The 13,505-nt window shown below is 59.2% G+C and carries 14 protein-coding genes; all 14 read left to right on the top strand.

All coding sequences use genetic code 11. From position 1 onward, the window contains the following. Positions 1 to 35: 35 nt before the first annotated feature. Complete coding sequence (locus tag N6L24_RS01695) at positions 36 to 1,199, top strand: isovaleryl-CoA dehydrogenase (RefSeq protein WP_271842911.1); 1,164 nt, start codon at positions 36 to 38, stop codon at positions 1,197 to 1,199. Between the two features lie 35 nt (positions 1,200 to 1,234). Next, positions 1,235 to 2,839 (top strand): carboxyl transferase domain-containing protein, encoded by a 1,605-nt coding sequence (locus tag N6L24_RS01700; protein ID WP_271842912.1) that lies wholly within the window; start codon positions 1,235 to 1,237, stop codon positions 2,837 to 2,839. Positions 2,840 to 2,941: 102 nt separating this feature from the next. Next, positions 2,942 to 4,879 carry an acetyl/propionyl/methylcrotonyl-CoA carboxylase subunit alpha gene (locus N6L24_RS01705; RefSeq protein WP_271842913.1) on the top strand — a complete coding sequence of 646 codons (1,938 nt, stop codon included), beginning with the start codon at positions 2,942 to 2,944 and terminating at the stop codon, positions 4,877 to 4,879. A gap of 4 nt (positions 4,880 to 4,883) precedes the next feature. Beyond that, positions 4,884 to 5,546 (top strand): glutathione S-transferase family protein, encoded by a 663-nt coding sequence (locus tag N6L24_RS01710; RefSeq protein WP_271842914.1) that lies wholly within the window; start codon positions 4,884 to 4,886, stop codon positions 5,544 to 5,546. 1 nt (position 5,547) lies between these two features. Continuing rightward, complete coding sequence (locus tag N6L24_RS01715) at positions 5,548 to 6,414, top strand: hydroxymethylglutaryl-CoA lyase (RefSeq protein WP_271842915.1); 867 nt, start codon at positions 5,548 to 5,550, stop codon at positions 6,412 to 6,414. A gap of 18 nt (positions 6,415 to 6,432) precedes the next feature. Further along, entirely contained in the window at positions 6,433 to 7,221 is a 789-nt protein-coding gene (locus N6L24_RS01720) for a crotonase/enoyl-CoA hydratase family protein (protein ID WP_271842916.1), read from the top strand. Between the two features lie 362 nt (positions 7,222 to 7,583). Beyond that, positions 7,584 to 7,949, top strand: a complete 366-nt coding sequence (locus N6L24_RS01725; RefSeq protein ID WP_271842917.1) for an NADH-quinone oxidoreductase subunit A — start codon at positions 7,584 to 7,586, stop codon at positions 7,947 to 7,949. Then, the gene (locus tag N6L24_RS01730) at positions 7,949 to 8,473 is read left to right on the top strand and encodes a NuoB/complex I 20 kDa subunit family protein (RefSeq protein WP_271842918.1); all 525 of its coding nucleotides are present in this window, start codon (positions 7,949 to 7,951) and stop codon (positions 8,471 to 8,473) included. The genes N6L24_RS01725 and N6L24_RS01730 overlap by 1 nt, the downstream gene beginning before the upstream one ends. Next, entirely contained in the window at positions 8,470 to 9,075 is a 606-nt protein-coding gene (locus tag N6L24_RS01735) for an NADH-quinone oxidoreductase subunit C (RefSeq protein ID WP_271842919.1), read from the top strand. Before N6L24_RS01730 ends, N6L24_RS01735 begins: the two co-directional genes overlap by 4 nt. Before the next feature lie 115 nt (positions 9,076 to 9,190). Beyond that, a complete protein-coding gene (locus N6L24_RS01740; RefSeq protein WP_271843458.1) occupies positions 9,191 to 10,414 on the top strand; it encodes an NADH-quinone oxidoreductase subunit D in 1,224 nt (407 codons plus the stop codon). Beyond that, positions 10,414 to 11,577 (top strand): NADH-quinone oxidoreductase subunit E, encoded by a 1,164-nt coding sequence (locus N6L24_RS01745; RefSeq protein WP_271842920.1) that lies wholly within the window; start codon positions 10,414 to 10,416, stop codon positions 11,575 to 11,577. Before N6L24_RS01740 ends, N6L24_RS01745 begins: the two co-directional genes overlap by 1 nt. A gap of 12 nt (positions 11,578 to 11,589) precedes the next feature. Then, a complete protein-coding gene (locus tag N6L24_RS01750) occupies positions 11,590 to 11,814 on the top strand; it encodes a DUF5337 domain-containing protein (RefSeq protein WP_271842921.1) in 225 nt (74 codons plus the stop codon). A gap of 6 nt (positions 11,815 to 11,820) precedes the next feature. Then, entirely contained in the window at positions 11,821 to 13,119 is a 1,299-nt protein-coding gene (gene nuoF / locus N6L24_RS01755; RefSeq protein ID WP_271842922.1) for an NADH-quinone oxidoreductase subunit NuoF, read from the top strand. Between the two features lie 5 nt (positions 13,120 to 13,124). After that, the gene (locus N6L24_RS01760) at positions 13,125 to 13,454 is read left to right on the top strand and encodes a hypothetical protein (protein ID WP_271842923.1); all 330 of its coding nucleotides are present in this window, start codon (positions 13,125 to 13,127) and stop codon (positions 13,452 to 13,454) included. The last annotated feature ends 51 nt before the right edge of the window (positions 13,455 to 13,505 follow it).

Here is a 13,505-nt window from a genome sequence, read left to right on the forward strand (position 1 = left end):
TTCAATTGAACAAACGTTCAATAACGGGGTGTCCCATGTTTATGCACACTATGAATTTTGATCTTGGCGAAGACGTCAACGCATTGCGCGACATGGTGCACCGCTGGGCGCAGGATCGCGTAAAGCCGATGGCGGCCGAGATCGACGAAAAAAACGCCTTTCCAAATGAGTTGTGGAAAGAGCTTGGCGAGTTGGGCCTGCTGGGCGTGACCGTGCCCGAGGAATTCGGCGGCGCAGGCATGGGCTATCTGGCGCATGTGATCGCGGTGGAAGAAATCGCCCGCGCCTCGGCCTCGGTCTCGCTGTCTTATGGCGCGCATTCCAACCTCTGCGTGAACCAGATCAAACTGAACGGCACGGCCGAGCAGAAAGCCAAATACCTGCCCAAGCTGGTATCGGGCGAACATGTCGGCGCTTTGGCAATGTCGGAAACCGGCGCAGGCTCTGACGTTGTGTCGATGAAGCTGCGGGCCGAAAAGAAGAATGACCGCTTTGTTCTGAACGGCAATAAATTCTGGATCACCAATGCGCCGGATGCGAGCACGCTGGTGGTCTACGCCAAAACCGACCCAGAGGCCGGTTCTAAAGGCATCACCGCCTTTATCATCGAAAAGGAGATGGCTGGCTTTTCGGTGTCCCCGCATTTTGACAAGCTGGGCATGCGCGGTTCAAACACAGCTGAGCTGATCTTTGACAACGTCGAAGTGCCGTTTGAAAACATTCTGGGCGAAGAGGGCCGCGGTGTGCGCGTTCTAATGTCCGGTCTGGATTACGAACGTGTGGTGCTGTCGGGCATTGGCACCGGCATCATGGCGGCCTGCCTGGATGAGGTCATGCCTTACCTCAAAGAGCGCACACAATTTGGCCGCCCCATCGGTGATTTCCAACTGATGCAGGGCAAAATCGCCGACATGTACACCAAGATGAATTCGGCGCGCGCCTATGTCTATGAGGTGGCAAAGGCCTGTGATCGCGGTCAGGTGACACGCCAGGATGCGGCAGCCTGTGTGCTCTATGCGTCTGAAGAGGCCATGGTTGTGGCGCATCAGGCGGTGCAGGCCATGGGCGGTGCGGGCTTTATGAATGAAACCCCTGTCAGCCGTATTTTCCGCGATGCCAAGCTGATGGAAATCGGCGCGGGCACCAGTGAAATTCGCCGCATGCTGATCGGCCGCGAGCTGATGAGCAAGATGGCCTGATCTGAAATTTTGACGCATTATCTGGAGCTTGAGACATGAAACTCACTTCTGCTGCTCTTCCGTCCTCCGAGGCGTTTAAGGCCAATGTGGCCGGTCACGAAGAGGCGTTGAAAATCGTTTCTGACGTGGCGCAGGCGGCTGCGCTTGGTGGCGGCGACCGCGCGCGCGAGCGTCACCTGAGCCGCGGTAAAATGCTTCCGCGTGAGCGCGTGGCCAATCTGCTGGATCCCGGTTCTCCGTTTTTGGAAGTCGGCGCGACAGCGGCCCATGGTCTTTACGACGGCGCGGCCCCGGCGGCAGGTGTGGTGGCCGGGATTGGCCGGGTGCATGGCCAAGAGGTGATGGTTGTCTGCAACGATGCCACCGTCAAAGGCGGCACCTATTATCCGATGACCGTCAAAAAACACCTGCGTGCCCAAGAGATTGCCGAAGAATGCAACCTGCCGTGCATCTATCTGGTGGACAGTGGCGGGGCGAACCTGCCCAACCAGGATGAAGTTTTTCCAGATCGCGATCACTTTGGCCGGATTTTCTACAATCAGGCCCGGATGAGCGCCAAGGGCATTCCGCAGATTGCGGTTGTCATGGGCTCTTGTACCGCGGGCGGGGCCTATGTGCCTGCCATGTCTGACGTGACCATTATTGTAAAAGAACAAGGCACGATCTTCCTGGCAGGTCCCCCCTTGGTCAAAGCCGCCACCGGCGAAGTCGTTTCGTCAGAAGATCTGGGCGGCGGCGATGTGCACACGCGCCTGTCGGGTGTGGCAGATTACCTGGCCGAAGATGACGCCCATGCGCTGGCACTGGCGCGCCGCGCGGTCAGCCATCTGAACCGCGCCAAGCCGCAGACCGTCAATTGGCAGTCCCCCGAAGAACCCGCCTATGATCCGGCTGAAATCTTTGGTGTTGTGCCCACCGATCTGCGCACGCCTTATGACATCCGCGAAGTCATCGCGCGTGTGGTGGATGGCAGCCGCTTTGATGAGTTCAAACCGCGTTTTGGCGAAACGCTGGTGACAGGCTTTGCACATGTCAAAGGCTGCCCCGTGGGCATCGTCGCCAACAACGGCGTGCTGTTCAGCGAAAGCGCGATCAAAGGTGCGCATTTCGTCGAACTCTGCAGCCAGCGTAAAATCCCGCTGGTGTTCCTACAGAACATCACCGGCTTTATGGTCGGGCGCAAATATGAAAGCGAAGGCATCGCGCGGCATGGGGCCAAGATGGTGACAGCCGTGGCCAGCACCAATGTGCCCAAGATCACCATGTTGGTTGGCGGCTCTTTTGGGGCAGGCAACTATGGTATGTCGGGCCGGGCCTATAGCCCACGCTTCTTGTGGACCTGGCCCAACTCGCGCATCTCTGTGATGGGCGGCGCGCAGGCCGCTGGGGTTTTGGCCACCGTCAAACGCGACGCGATTGAACGTCAAGGTGGTAGTTGGTCCGCGGACGAAGAAGCGGCGTTCAAGCAGCCCACCATCGACATGTTCGAAGAGCAGAGCCATCCGCTCTATGCCTCGGCCCGCCTGTGGGATGACGGCATTATTGATCCGCGCAAGACCCGCGATGTATTGGCCCTGAGCCTCAGCGCCGCGCTCTGTGCGCCGATCGAAGATACCCGCTTTGGCGTGTTCCGCATGTGATACGCCCGTGATGTACCGGGGGCCAGCCCCCGGGATGCGGCCTTGCCGCATCCTCCCCCGGAGTATTTTTGAAAAGATGAATGCAAGGTCCAGGAGGCCGCAATGTTTGACAAGATCCTGATTGCCAACCGAGGCGAAATTGCCTGCCGGATCATGGAAACCGCCCGCGCCATGGGGGTGAAAACCGTGGCGGTCCATTCCGATGTGGACGCGGATGCCAAACATGTGGCCCTGGCGGATGAGGCTGTCGCCATTGGCGGTGCCCGCCCGGCCGAAAGCTATCTGCGCGGCGAGGTGATCATTCAGGCGGCGCTGGAAACGGGCGCAAAGGCAATCCACCCCGGCTATGGTTTCCTGTCGGAAAACCCGGAGTTTGTGGACGCGGTGGAAGCGGCGGGCTTGGTGTTTATTGGCCCATCGGCCAAGGCCATTCGCGCCATGGGCCTGAAAGACGCCGCCAAGGCCCTGATGGTGGAGGCCGGGGTGCCGGTGGTGCCCGGCTATCATGGGGCGGAGCAAGATCCGGCATTCTTACAGCAGCAGGCCGATGAAATTGGCTATCCGGTCTTGATCAAAGCCGTCGCAGGCGGCGGCGGCAAGGGCATGCGGCTGGTGGAGGCTGCAGGTGAGTTCATGGATGCGCTCAAGAGCGCGCAGAACGAAGCAACGACTGCCTTTGGAAACCCGGATGTGCTGATTGAAAAATATATCCAGCAGCCGCGCCACATCGAGGTGCAAGTCTTTGGCGATGGCGAAACTGCCGTGCATTTGTTTGAGCGCGATTGTTCGCTGCAGCGCCGCCACCAAAAAGTCATCGAAGAGGCCCCAGCACCCGGCATGACCGTAGAGATGCGCGCCGCGATGGGCGATGCGGCTGTGCGCGCTGCCGAGGCAATTGGCTATAAAGGTGCGGGCACCATTGAGTTTATTGTCGATGGCTCAGATGGGCTGCGCGCGGATGGGTTTTGGTTCATGGAAATGAACACACGGCTGCAGGTGGAGCACCCGGTGACGGAGCTGATCACCGGCGTTGATCTGGTGGAGTGGCAGTTGCGTGTGGCCGCGGGCGAAGCGATCCCGCGTCAGCAGGATGAGCTAAAGATTATCGGTCATGCGTTTGAATCCCGGCTTTACGCCGAAGACGTGCCCAAAGGTTTCTTGCCCGCCACCGGCAGGCTGAGCCATCTGAAATTCCCAGAGAGCTGCCGCGCCGACAGCGGCGTGCGCGCGGGCGACAGCATCAGCCCGTTTTATGACCCGATGATCGCCAAGGTGATTGTGCATGGGCCAACCCGCGCGGTGGCCTTGTCGAAAATGTCCCAGGCGCTTGCAGGCTGCGAAGTTGCGGGCACGGTGACAAACCTGGCGTTTTTGGGCGCGCTTTGTGCGCATGATGGGTTCAAAGCAGGCGAGGTCGACACAGGGTTGATTGCCCGCGACCTTGACGCACTGGTGGCAGAGCCGGCGTTGCCCCCCGCGACACTCGCCCAGGCCGCGATGGCGGCAGCAGGGCTGCTGGACGCGCCGCAATCTGAGCAGGGCTTTACGCTCTGGGCACCACTGGTGCAGCAGGTGGACCTGCGCCGCGGCGAGGAATATTACACCGTCAAACTGCAGGTGATGGGGCCCGATCATGTGCTGGCAGAGGTCGCGGGCACAGAAATCACCGCCCGGCGCGGGCTGGATGGCTGGAAAATCGGCGGGCGAAAAGCGGCCGTCGCGGCGCAGAGCGGCGCTGAAATCACGGTCTTTGACAGCTTTGGCATCACCTTTGAAACGATTGATCCACTTGAGAAATCATCTGGTCACACTGGGGATGGCAACATCATCGAAGCGCCAATGCCCGGGCTGGTCAAAGCGGTGTTTGTCAGCAAAGGGCAACATGTTGCAGCGGGGGACCGGCTTGCGATATTGGAAGCCATGAAAATGGAACATGCGCTTCTTGCGGCGCGCGATGGGACCGTCGCCGAGGTGCTCGTCGCCGAGGGCAGCCAGGTTGAGGCCGGGGCCGCGCTGATCCGTTTGGAGGAAGAGGGGTAACGCTATGTCGGTCTTGCATCATGTGCCCGCCTCCAGGTCCTTCCGCATCCTCTGGTTGCTGCACGAAATGGGCTTGCCGGTCCGCCTGAAAACATATCGCATCGGCGATGGCTCCCTGCGCGATCCGGGCTTTTTGGCGCTTTCGCCGGCGGGGCGGGTGCCAGCGCTGGAAATCGACGGCAAGGTGCTGTTTGAAAGCGCGGCGATCACCCAGTATCTTTGCGAAACCCGCCCGCTTTCGGGGCTGGCCCCGGGGCCGGATGCGCCCGAGCGGGTGCCGTTCTTGCAGTGGTTGTCCTATGCGGAAACACAAGCCAGTCTGTTGGCGGATCTGAATTTGCAGATGGTCTTTCTGCGCCCGCCTGCGCAGCCTTCGCCGGCGGTGGTCAAGCTGCAGGTGGCGCGTTTGCGCGCCAGTCTTGCGCCGCTGGAGACGCATTTGAAACAGCAGGACTGGTTGCTTGAAAGCGGGTTTTCGGCGGCGGATACCATGCTGGGCTATAACCTTTTTGCGGTGCCGTATTTCGTGGATCTGGCCCCGTTTGACAATCTGCAGGCGTATATAGGCCGCATCGAGGCGCGCCCTGCTTACAAGGCTGCGCGGGCCATGGACGGGCCGCAGGCGTTTTATGACAAACCGTTTTATCCGGTTCCAGAAGGGGCGTGATATGTCTGAATTCGTTGAGGTTTTCGAAGTTGGACCGCGCGATGGTCTGCAAAATGAAAAGGCCGAAATCGCCACTGCTGACAAGGTCGCCCTGGTTGACCTGCTGAGCAGCGCGGGGTTCAAACGCATCGAGATTGCCAGTTTCGTTTCGCCCAAATGGGTGCCGCAGATGGCGGATTCTGCGGCTGTATTGGCGGGCATTACCCGGCGTGCCGGGGTGTCCTATGCCGCTTTGACGCCGAACATGCGCGGCTTTGAAGGGGCCGTGGCGGCGCAGGCAGATGAGGTCGCGATTTTCGGGTCGGCGAGCGAAGGGTTTTCCAAGGCCAATATCAACGCCACCATTGCCGAGAGCCTGGACCGCTTTGCGCCTGTTGCAGCCGCCGCGCAGGCTGCCGGGCTGCCTGTGCGCGGCTATGTCAGTTGCGTCACCGATTGCCCCTATGACGGGCCGGTCACGCCGGGGGCGGTCGCCAAAGTGGCGAAAGCGCTGTTTGATATGGGCTGCTATGAGGTGTCCTTGGGGGACACGATCGGGCAGGGCACGCCAGAAAAGATTGACGCCATGCTCGCTGCTGTGGCTGATGTTGTGCCAGCCGCGCAGCTGGCCGGACATTACCATGATACCGCTGGCCGGGCGCTGGTGAATATCGAGGTGTCGCTTGCACGCGGGCTGCGGGTGTTTGACGCGGCCGTGGGCGGTCTTGGCGGCTGCCCCTATGCGCCGGGGGCTGCGGGCAATGTGGCGACAGAGGCCGTGGATGCGCGTCTGAAGGCACTGGGATATACGACCGGGCTGGACGCCGCGATCCTGGCAGAGGCCGCCGAAAAGGCGCGCGCGATGCGCCAGCCGCGCGCGGTGGATTAACTAGATAAGGCAGGGACCATGCAAAGCTATTCTACGATCACGATTGAGATTGATCCGCGCGGCGTTGCCGAAGTGACATTAAACCGGCCAGAAAAACACAATGCCATGTCCGCCGAAATGATGGTGGAGCTGACAGCCGCCGCCGCTGAACTGGGCGCAGATCCGGCGGTGCGTGTTGTCGTGCTGACCGGCGCGGGCAAAAGCTTTTGCGCGGGGGGGGATCTCGGCTGGATGAAGGCGCAGATGGCTGCAGATCGCGACACACGCTTTGTGGAGGCGCGCAAATTAGCTGAGATGCTTAATGCCCTGAATACGCTTCCTAAACCCCTGATCGGTAAGTTGCAGGGCAATGCCTTTGGCGGTGGGGTCGGCATGGCTTCGGTCTGTGACGTGGCCATTGGGGTCGACAGTCTGACCATGGGTCTGACCGAGGTCAAATTGGGGCTGATCCCGGCCACGATTGGTCCTTATGTCTTGGCCCGCATGGGCGAAGCGATGGCGCGACGGGTCTTTATGTCGGCGCGGCTGTTTGGCGCTGACGAGGCGGTGACTTTGGGTCTGCTGGCCAAGGCGGTGCCTGCGGCGGATCTGGACGCAGCCGTGGAGGCGGAAATTGCGCCTTACCTGAAATGCGCACCCGAGGCCGTGACGCGCGCCAAAGCATTGGCGCGCTCGCTGGGCCCCAAGATTGATGACGCGGTGATCGACCATACGATCAACGAATTGGTCGCCTGCTGGGACGGCGCAGAGGCCAAAGAAGGGGTGGGAGCCTTTTTTGACAAACGCCCACCGGCTTGGACCACGTAAACAAACCCGGACAACCCCGTCAATTCTGACCAGAATCGACGGGTTTATCCCGAAAGATGCGTCTGAAAATCAATCAGTTTTGCCTGTTTTTGCGCAGCACCGCGCAACAAAGTTCTGACCCGCTTGGGCCAGAGCGGTAAAAAAGCGGTAAAAAACTGTGACCTTTCGGGCAAGGCGCTGACGCGATTTGCGGCAAAATTCACCATATTTTACATGGGTGCGGCAGCAATGCCGGTGCGCGCCGCAAAAGCGGTGTGGTAGGTCCAGATATGGTTGACCCCACCTTGGGGCAGGGGTAAACCCCGTTCTGATCTATAAGCCATCTGACTGCAGGATTTTACCTGCATGAAAGGAGCCACCCCGTGGAAGAGATGCTGAGGGAATACCTTCCCATTCTCGTCTTTCTGGCCATCGCCATTGCTCTTGGTCTCGTCCTTGTTCTTGCTGCTGTCATTGTTGCCGTGCGCAACCCGGACCCAGAGAAGGTGAGTGCATATGAGTGTGGTTTCAATGCCTTTGACGACGCGCGCATGAAATTTGACGTTCGATTCTATCTGGTTTCGATCCTGTTCATCATCTTTGATCTGGAAATTGCGATGCTGTTCCCTTGGGCCGTGGCCTTTAAGGATGTCAGCATGGTGGGCTTCTGGTCGATGATGGTATTCCTCGGCGTGCTGACCATCGGCTTTGCCTATGAGTGGAAGAAGGGGGCCCTGGAATGGGAGTGATGACGGGTGCAAACACCGCTGGCGTCGACAAAGAAGTCGCCACCCAAGCGCTGAACGCCGAGTTGCAGGACAAAGGGTTTCTGCTGACCTCGACCGAAGACATCATCAACTGGGCCCGCACCGGGTCTTTGCACTGGATGACCTTTGGTCTGGCGTGCTGCGCGGTTGAAATGATTCAGCTCTCGATGCCGCGCTATGACCTTGAACGGTTTGGCACCGCCCCACGCGCATCCCCGCGCCAGTCCGACCTGATGATTGTGGCCGGCACGCTGACTAACAAAATGGCCCCCGCGCTGCGCAAGGTCTATGACCAGATGCCAGAGCCACGCTATGTGATCTCCATGGGCTCCTGCGCCAATGGCGGCGGCTACTACCATTATTCCTACTCCGTGGTGCGTGGCTGTGACCGGGTTGTGCCTGTTGACGTCTATGTGCCGGGCTGCCCGCCCACCGCAGAAGCGCTGCTGTATGGCATCCTGCAGCTGCAACGTAAGATCCGCCGCACAGGGACAATTGTACGATGAGCGATGCGATGAAAGAGCTGGGCGCTCTGATTGAAGCCAAACGCCCGGATTGCGTGCTGAGCTGGGATGTTGCTTTTGATGAGCTGACAGTCAATGTCACACCGGCCAACCTGGTTGGTTTTGTTGAGTTCTTGCGCAGCGAACCGACCTGCAAATTCACACAGCTGATCGACCAGACCGCCGTGGATTACCCCGAGCGCGACAAGCGCTTTGATGTGATCTATCACTTCCTGTCGATGCATCAGAACCAGCGCATTCGGGTGCGCGTGGCGATCCGCGCCGATGAAATGCTGCCTTCGATCACATCGGTGCATGCCGGGGCAAACTGGTTTGAGCGCGAGACATTTGACATGTTCGGGATCATCTTTACCGATCACCCGGATCTGCGCCGCCTGCTGACCGACTATGGGTTCCGCGGCTATCCGCTGCGCAAAGACTTCCCAACCACTGGCTACACCGAAGTGCGTTATGACGACGAGCTGAAGCGCGTGGTCTATGAACCTGTCAGCCTGACACAGGAATACCGCCAGTTTGATTTCATGTCCCCATGGGAGGGCGCGAATTACATTCTGCCGGGTGATGAAAAAGAGGGGGCGAAGTGATGCCGTTTCTGACCGAGATGATCTGCCTGTCGATTGCCGCGATTGTGGTTGCGATGGCTGCGCCTGCGCCCCAAAAACAGCGCGTCAAAGTGCGCGTGCGCAAGGAGGCCAAATGATGGACGGCTCCAAGTTTGATGATGGCAGCGTTGATACGCTGCAGGGCGAACAGAAAATCCGCAATTTCAACCTGAACTTCGGCCCGCAGCACCCGGCTGCGCACGGGGTTCTGCGCTTGGTTCTGGAACTTGACGGCGAGATTGTCGAGCGCTGTGACCCGCACGTCGGTCTGTTGCACCGTGGGACTGAAAAGCTCATGGAAAGCCGGACCTACCTGCAAAACCTGCCGTATTTTGACCGCCTCGATTACGTTGCGCCGATGAACCAGGAACATGCTTGGTGTCTGGCGATTGAAAAGCTGACCGGCACGATTGTGCCGCGTCGTGGCCAGTTGATCCGCGTGCTCTTCTGCGAAATTGGCCGTGTGCTGAACCACCTGATGAACGTGACGACGCAGGCGATGGACGTTGGCGCGCTGACCCCACCGCTTTGGGGCTTTGAAGAGCGCGAAAAGCTGATGATTTTCTACGAGCGGGCCTGCGGTGCCCGTTTGCACGCCGCTTATTTCCGCCCTGGCGGGGTGCATCAGGATCTGCCGGACGCGCTGCTAGATGACATCGAAGAATGGGCCATCACCTTCCCGGCACGTCTGGATGACATCGATGGGCTGCTGACAGAAAACCGCATCTTCAAACAGCGTAACGTTGATATCGGCGTCGTGGACGAAGAGATGGTGCTGCAATATGGCTTTACCGGCGTGATGGCGCGTTCGGCAGGGCTGGCATGGGATCTGCGCCGTGCGCAGCCTTACGAATGCTATGACGAGTTTGAATTCCAGGTGCCTGTGGGCAAAAACGGCGATTGCTATGATCGCTACCTGATGCGCATGGAAGAAATGCGCCAGTCGGTCAGCATTATCCGCCAAGCCATCGTGAAACTGCGCGAAGCCACCGGCGATGTGCTGGCACGCGGCAAGCTTACGCCGCCAAAACGTGGCGAGATGAAAACCTCGATGGAAAGCCTGATCCATCACTTCAAACTCTACACCGAGGGTTTTCACGTTCCGGCGGGCGAAGTTTACGCCGCAGTGGAAGCGCCCAAAGGCGAGTTTGGCGTGTATCTGGTCGCGGATGGCAGCAACAAGCCATACCGCAGCAAGATCCGCGCGCCCGGCTATGCGCATTTGCAAGCCATGGACACTTTGGCAGGCGGCCACCAGTTGGCTGACGTTGCCGCAATTATCGGTACGATGGATATCGTGTTTGGGGAGATTGACCGCTAATGCTGCGCCGTCTGTATCATGAGCAACCCGAAAGCTTTGCCTTCACCCCGGCCAACCAGGCCTGGGCCGAAGCGCAGATCACCAAATTTCCCGAAGGGCGTCAGGCCTCGGCAGTGATCCCGCTGTTGTGGCGGGCACAGGAGCAGGAAGGCTGGGTCAGCAAACCGGCGATTGAATATGTCGCTGACATGCTGGGCATGGCCTATATCCGCGTGCTGGAAGTCTGCTCTTTCTACTTTATGTTTCAGATGCAACCTGTTGGATCTGTTGCGCATATTCAGATCTGCGGCACGTTGTCCTGCATGATCTGCGGCGCGGAAGACCTGATTAAAGTGTGTCAGGAAAAAATCGCGCCAAATCCCCATGAGTTGTCAGCCGATGGCAAGTTCAGCTGGGAAGAGGTCGAATGCCTTGGCGCTTGCACCAACGCACCGATGGCGCAAATCGGCAAAGACTTTTACGAAGATCTGACCGCCGAAGGCTTTGCCAAAATGCTGGACGATATGGCCGCTGGCCAAGTGCCGGTGCCCGGCCCGCAAAATGGTCGCTATGCCGCAGAGCCACTGTCCGGTCTGACGACGCTGACCGAGCATGACAGCGGCAAGACGCAATATAATGCCTCCGCCCAACTGGCGACGGATATTGGCGACACCATCAAGCGCATCGACGGCACCGAAGTGCCGCTGAAAACGCCTTGGATCGGCAAAGACGGCGTGGTTGCTGGCCGCGCCGCAGCGGATCCGACACCGGCTGAACCGGCAACAGGTCTGCCGGCCGCAAAGCAGGCTGAGCTGCGCAAAAAGAAAGAAGCCGAAGAGATCGCCCGCCCGGACGTCAAACCGGCCGCAGAGCCGGTTGAGCCGTCTGAGGTCGACGTCGAAGAGCGCGCTCCGGAAACTCTGGAGGCGGCGCGCGATGGCAAGGCGGATAACCTCAAGCTGTTGAAAGGCGTGGGTCCAAAGCTGGAAGCGACGTTGAACGAGCTTGGCTTTTACCACTTTGACCAGATCGCTGCCTGGGGCGCTGAAGAAATCGCCTGGGTGGACAGCCGCCTGAAGTTCAAAGGTCGCATTGAGCGGGATGGCTGGATCGAACAAGCCAAAATTCTTGCCGACGGCGGCGAAACCGAATTCTCCACGCGCTCCAAAAAGGGCGACGCATAGGGGATGTGAATGATGGGTGAGCACACTGATCAGTCCCTGGCAAGGCGCAGCCGCATGGTGAGCCTGGTGATTGCCGGAACGCTGATCACTTGGATGCTCATCCAACTGATAGGAAAGCAGATCGGACTGCCCGGGCGCTATGCCCTGCTGTTTGATTTTGCTGCCATTGCGGCGCTGATTTGGGCGCTGGTGAACGTATTTCAGATCTGGCGCGCGCGTCAGTCAACAGAAGGGTAAAACGGGATGCTCAAGGATCAGGACCGTATCTTTACCAATCTTTATGGCATGCATGAGCGGACCCTGAAGGGTGCGCAGAAACGCGGCCATTGGGATGGCACTGCGGGCATCATTGAAAAGGGCCGTGACTGGATCATTGACACCATGAAGGCCTCGGGCCTGCGTGGGCGGGGCGGGGCGGGTTTCCCGACCGGTCTGAAATGGTCGTTCATGCCAAAAGAAAGCGATGGCCGCCCGTCTTATCTGGTGATCAACGCCGATGAATCAGAGCCGGGCACCTGCAAAGACCGCGAAATCATGCGCCACGATCCGCACACGCTGATCGAAGGCGCGCTGATCGCCTCTTTCGCGATGAACGCGCATACGGCCTATATCTATATTCGCGGTGAATTCATTCGTGAACGCGAGGCGCTGCAAGCGGCGATCGATGAGGCCTATGATGCCGGCATGCTGGGCAAGAACGCCGCTGGGTCTGGCTGGGATTTTGATCTCTTCCTGCATCACGGTGCGGGCGCTTATATCTGCGGTGAAGAAACTGCGCTGCTGGAAAGCCTTGAAGGCAAAAAAGGCATGCCGCGCATGAAGCCACCGTTCCCGGCAGGGGCGGGTCTTTATGGCTGCCCAACCACTGTCAACAACGTTGAATCCATCGCTGTGGTGCCGACCATCCTGCGCCGCGGCGCAGATTGGTTCACCAGCTTTGGCCGCGCCAACAACGCGGGCACCAAGCTGTTTGGTATCTCTGGCCACGTCAACAACCCCTGTGTGGTTGAAGAGGCGATGTCGATCTCCTTTGAAGAGCTGATTGAAAAGCATTGCGGCGGTATTCGCGGCGGCTGGGACAATCTGCTTGCGGTTATTCCGGGCGGCTCGTCTGTGCCCTGCGTGCGCGGTGAAAACATGCGCGACGCGGTGATGGATTTTGACTATCTGCGCAATGATCTGGGCTCTGGTCTGGGGACGGCCGCTGTTATCGTGATGGACAAGAATACCGACATCATCAAAGCGATCTGGCGTCTGGCGAAGTTCTATAAACACGAAAGCTGTGGCCAGTGTACCCCATGCCGCGAAGGCACCGGTTGGATGATGCGCGTGATGGATCGTCTCGTGAAGGGCGAAGCAGAGCTTGAAGAGATTGACATGCTGTGGGATGTGACCAAGCAGGTCGAAGGCCACACCATCTGTGCGCTTGGCGATGCGGCGGCTTGGCCTATTCAGGGCTTGATCCGCAACTTCCGCGAAGAAATCGAAGATCGCATCAAGGCCCAGAAAACGGGCCGTATGGGCGCAATGGCGGCGGAGTGATCAATATGCGTGGTGCAGTTCTTCTTGTGATGTGTCTGGCGGCGGCGGCCCCGGCGTGCTCGCGTCTGAAAAAGGACGACGGCGTGCGTTTTGACGGCGAGCGTTTTCGCATCAAGGCCAGCAAGGTCTCCAAAGAAGATCGCGCGCGTTTTATTGTTGCGGCCAGCCCGGCCTCTGCCACGCTCGAAGGGGCGCTTGAGGCGGCGGCGTACGGGGGCACGAAATATTGCATCCAGGAATATGGCACCTCGCTGATTGCCTGGTCTCATGGTCCCGATGACACCCCACGCCTTGAAGGTGACGCGCTGATCATGGAAGGGCAGTGCAAACCGTGATCACCCCGATCGCATATCCGGGCCTGACGGCCCCTGCTGATCAGCAGAAGC

Source organism: Cognatishimia sp. SS12 (genome assembly GCF_028369055.1).
GTDB lineage: Bacteria > Pseudomonadota > Alphaproteobacteria > Rhodobacterales > Rhodobacteraceae > Cognatishimia.

Bases quoted from the DNA above. Each gene is read 5' to 3' on its own strand.
- N6L24_RS01750 (WP_271842921.1), top strand. From the start codon at position 11,590: ATGGGTGAGCACACTGATCAGTCCCTGGCAAGGCGCAGCCGCATGGTG.
- N6L24_RS01740 (WP_271843458.1), top strand. From the start codon at position 9,191: ATGGACGGCTCCAAGTTTGATGATGGCAGCGTTGATACGCTGCAGGGC.
- N6L24_RS01700 (WP_271842912.1), top strand. From the start codon at position 1,235: ATGAAACTCACTTCTGCTGCTCTTCCGTCCTCCGAGGCGTTTAAGGCC.
- N6L24_RS01760 (WP_271842923.1), top strand. From the start codon at position 13,125: ATGCGTGGTGCAGTTCTTCTTGTGATGTGTCTGGCGGCGGCGGCCCCG.
- N6L24_RS01715 (WP_271842915.1), top strand. From the start codon at position 5,548: ATGTCTGAATTCGTTGAGGTTTTCGAAGTTGGACCGCGCGATGGTCTG.
- N6L24_RS01720 (WP_271842916.1), top strand. From the start codon at position 6,433: ATGCAAAGCTATTCTACGATCACGATTGAGATTGATCCGCGCGGCGTT.
- N6L24_RS01710 (WP_271842914.1), top strand. From the start codon at position 4,884: ATGTCGGTCTTGCATCATGTGCCCGCCTCCAGGTCCTTCCGCATCCTC.
- N6L24_RS01735 (WP_271842919.1), top strand. From the start codon at position 8,470: ATGAGCGATGCGATGAAAGAGCTGGGCGCTCTGATTGAAGCCAAACGC.
- N6L24_RS01705 (WP_271842913.1), top strand. From the start codon at position 2,942: ATGTTTGACAAGATCCTGATTGCCAACCGAGGCGAAATTGCCTGCCGG.
- N6L24_RS01730 (WP_271842918.1), top strand. From the start codon at position 7,949: ATGACGGGTGCAAACACCGCTGGCGTCGACAAAGAAGTCGCCACCCAA.
- N6L24_RS01745 (WP_271842920.1), top strand. From the start codon at position 10,414: ATGCTGCGCCGTCTGTATCATGAGCAACCCGAAAGCTTTGCCTTCACC.
- nuoF (WP_271842922.1), top strand. From the start codon at position 11,821: ATGCTCAAGGATCAGGACCGTATCTTTACCAATCTTTATGGCATGCAT.
- N6L24_RS01695 (WP_271842911.1), top strand. From the start codon at position 36: ATGTTTATGCACACTATGAATTTTGATCTTGGCGAAGACGTCAACGCA.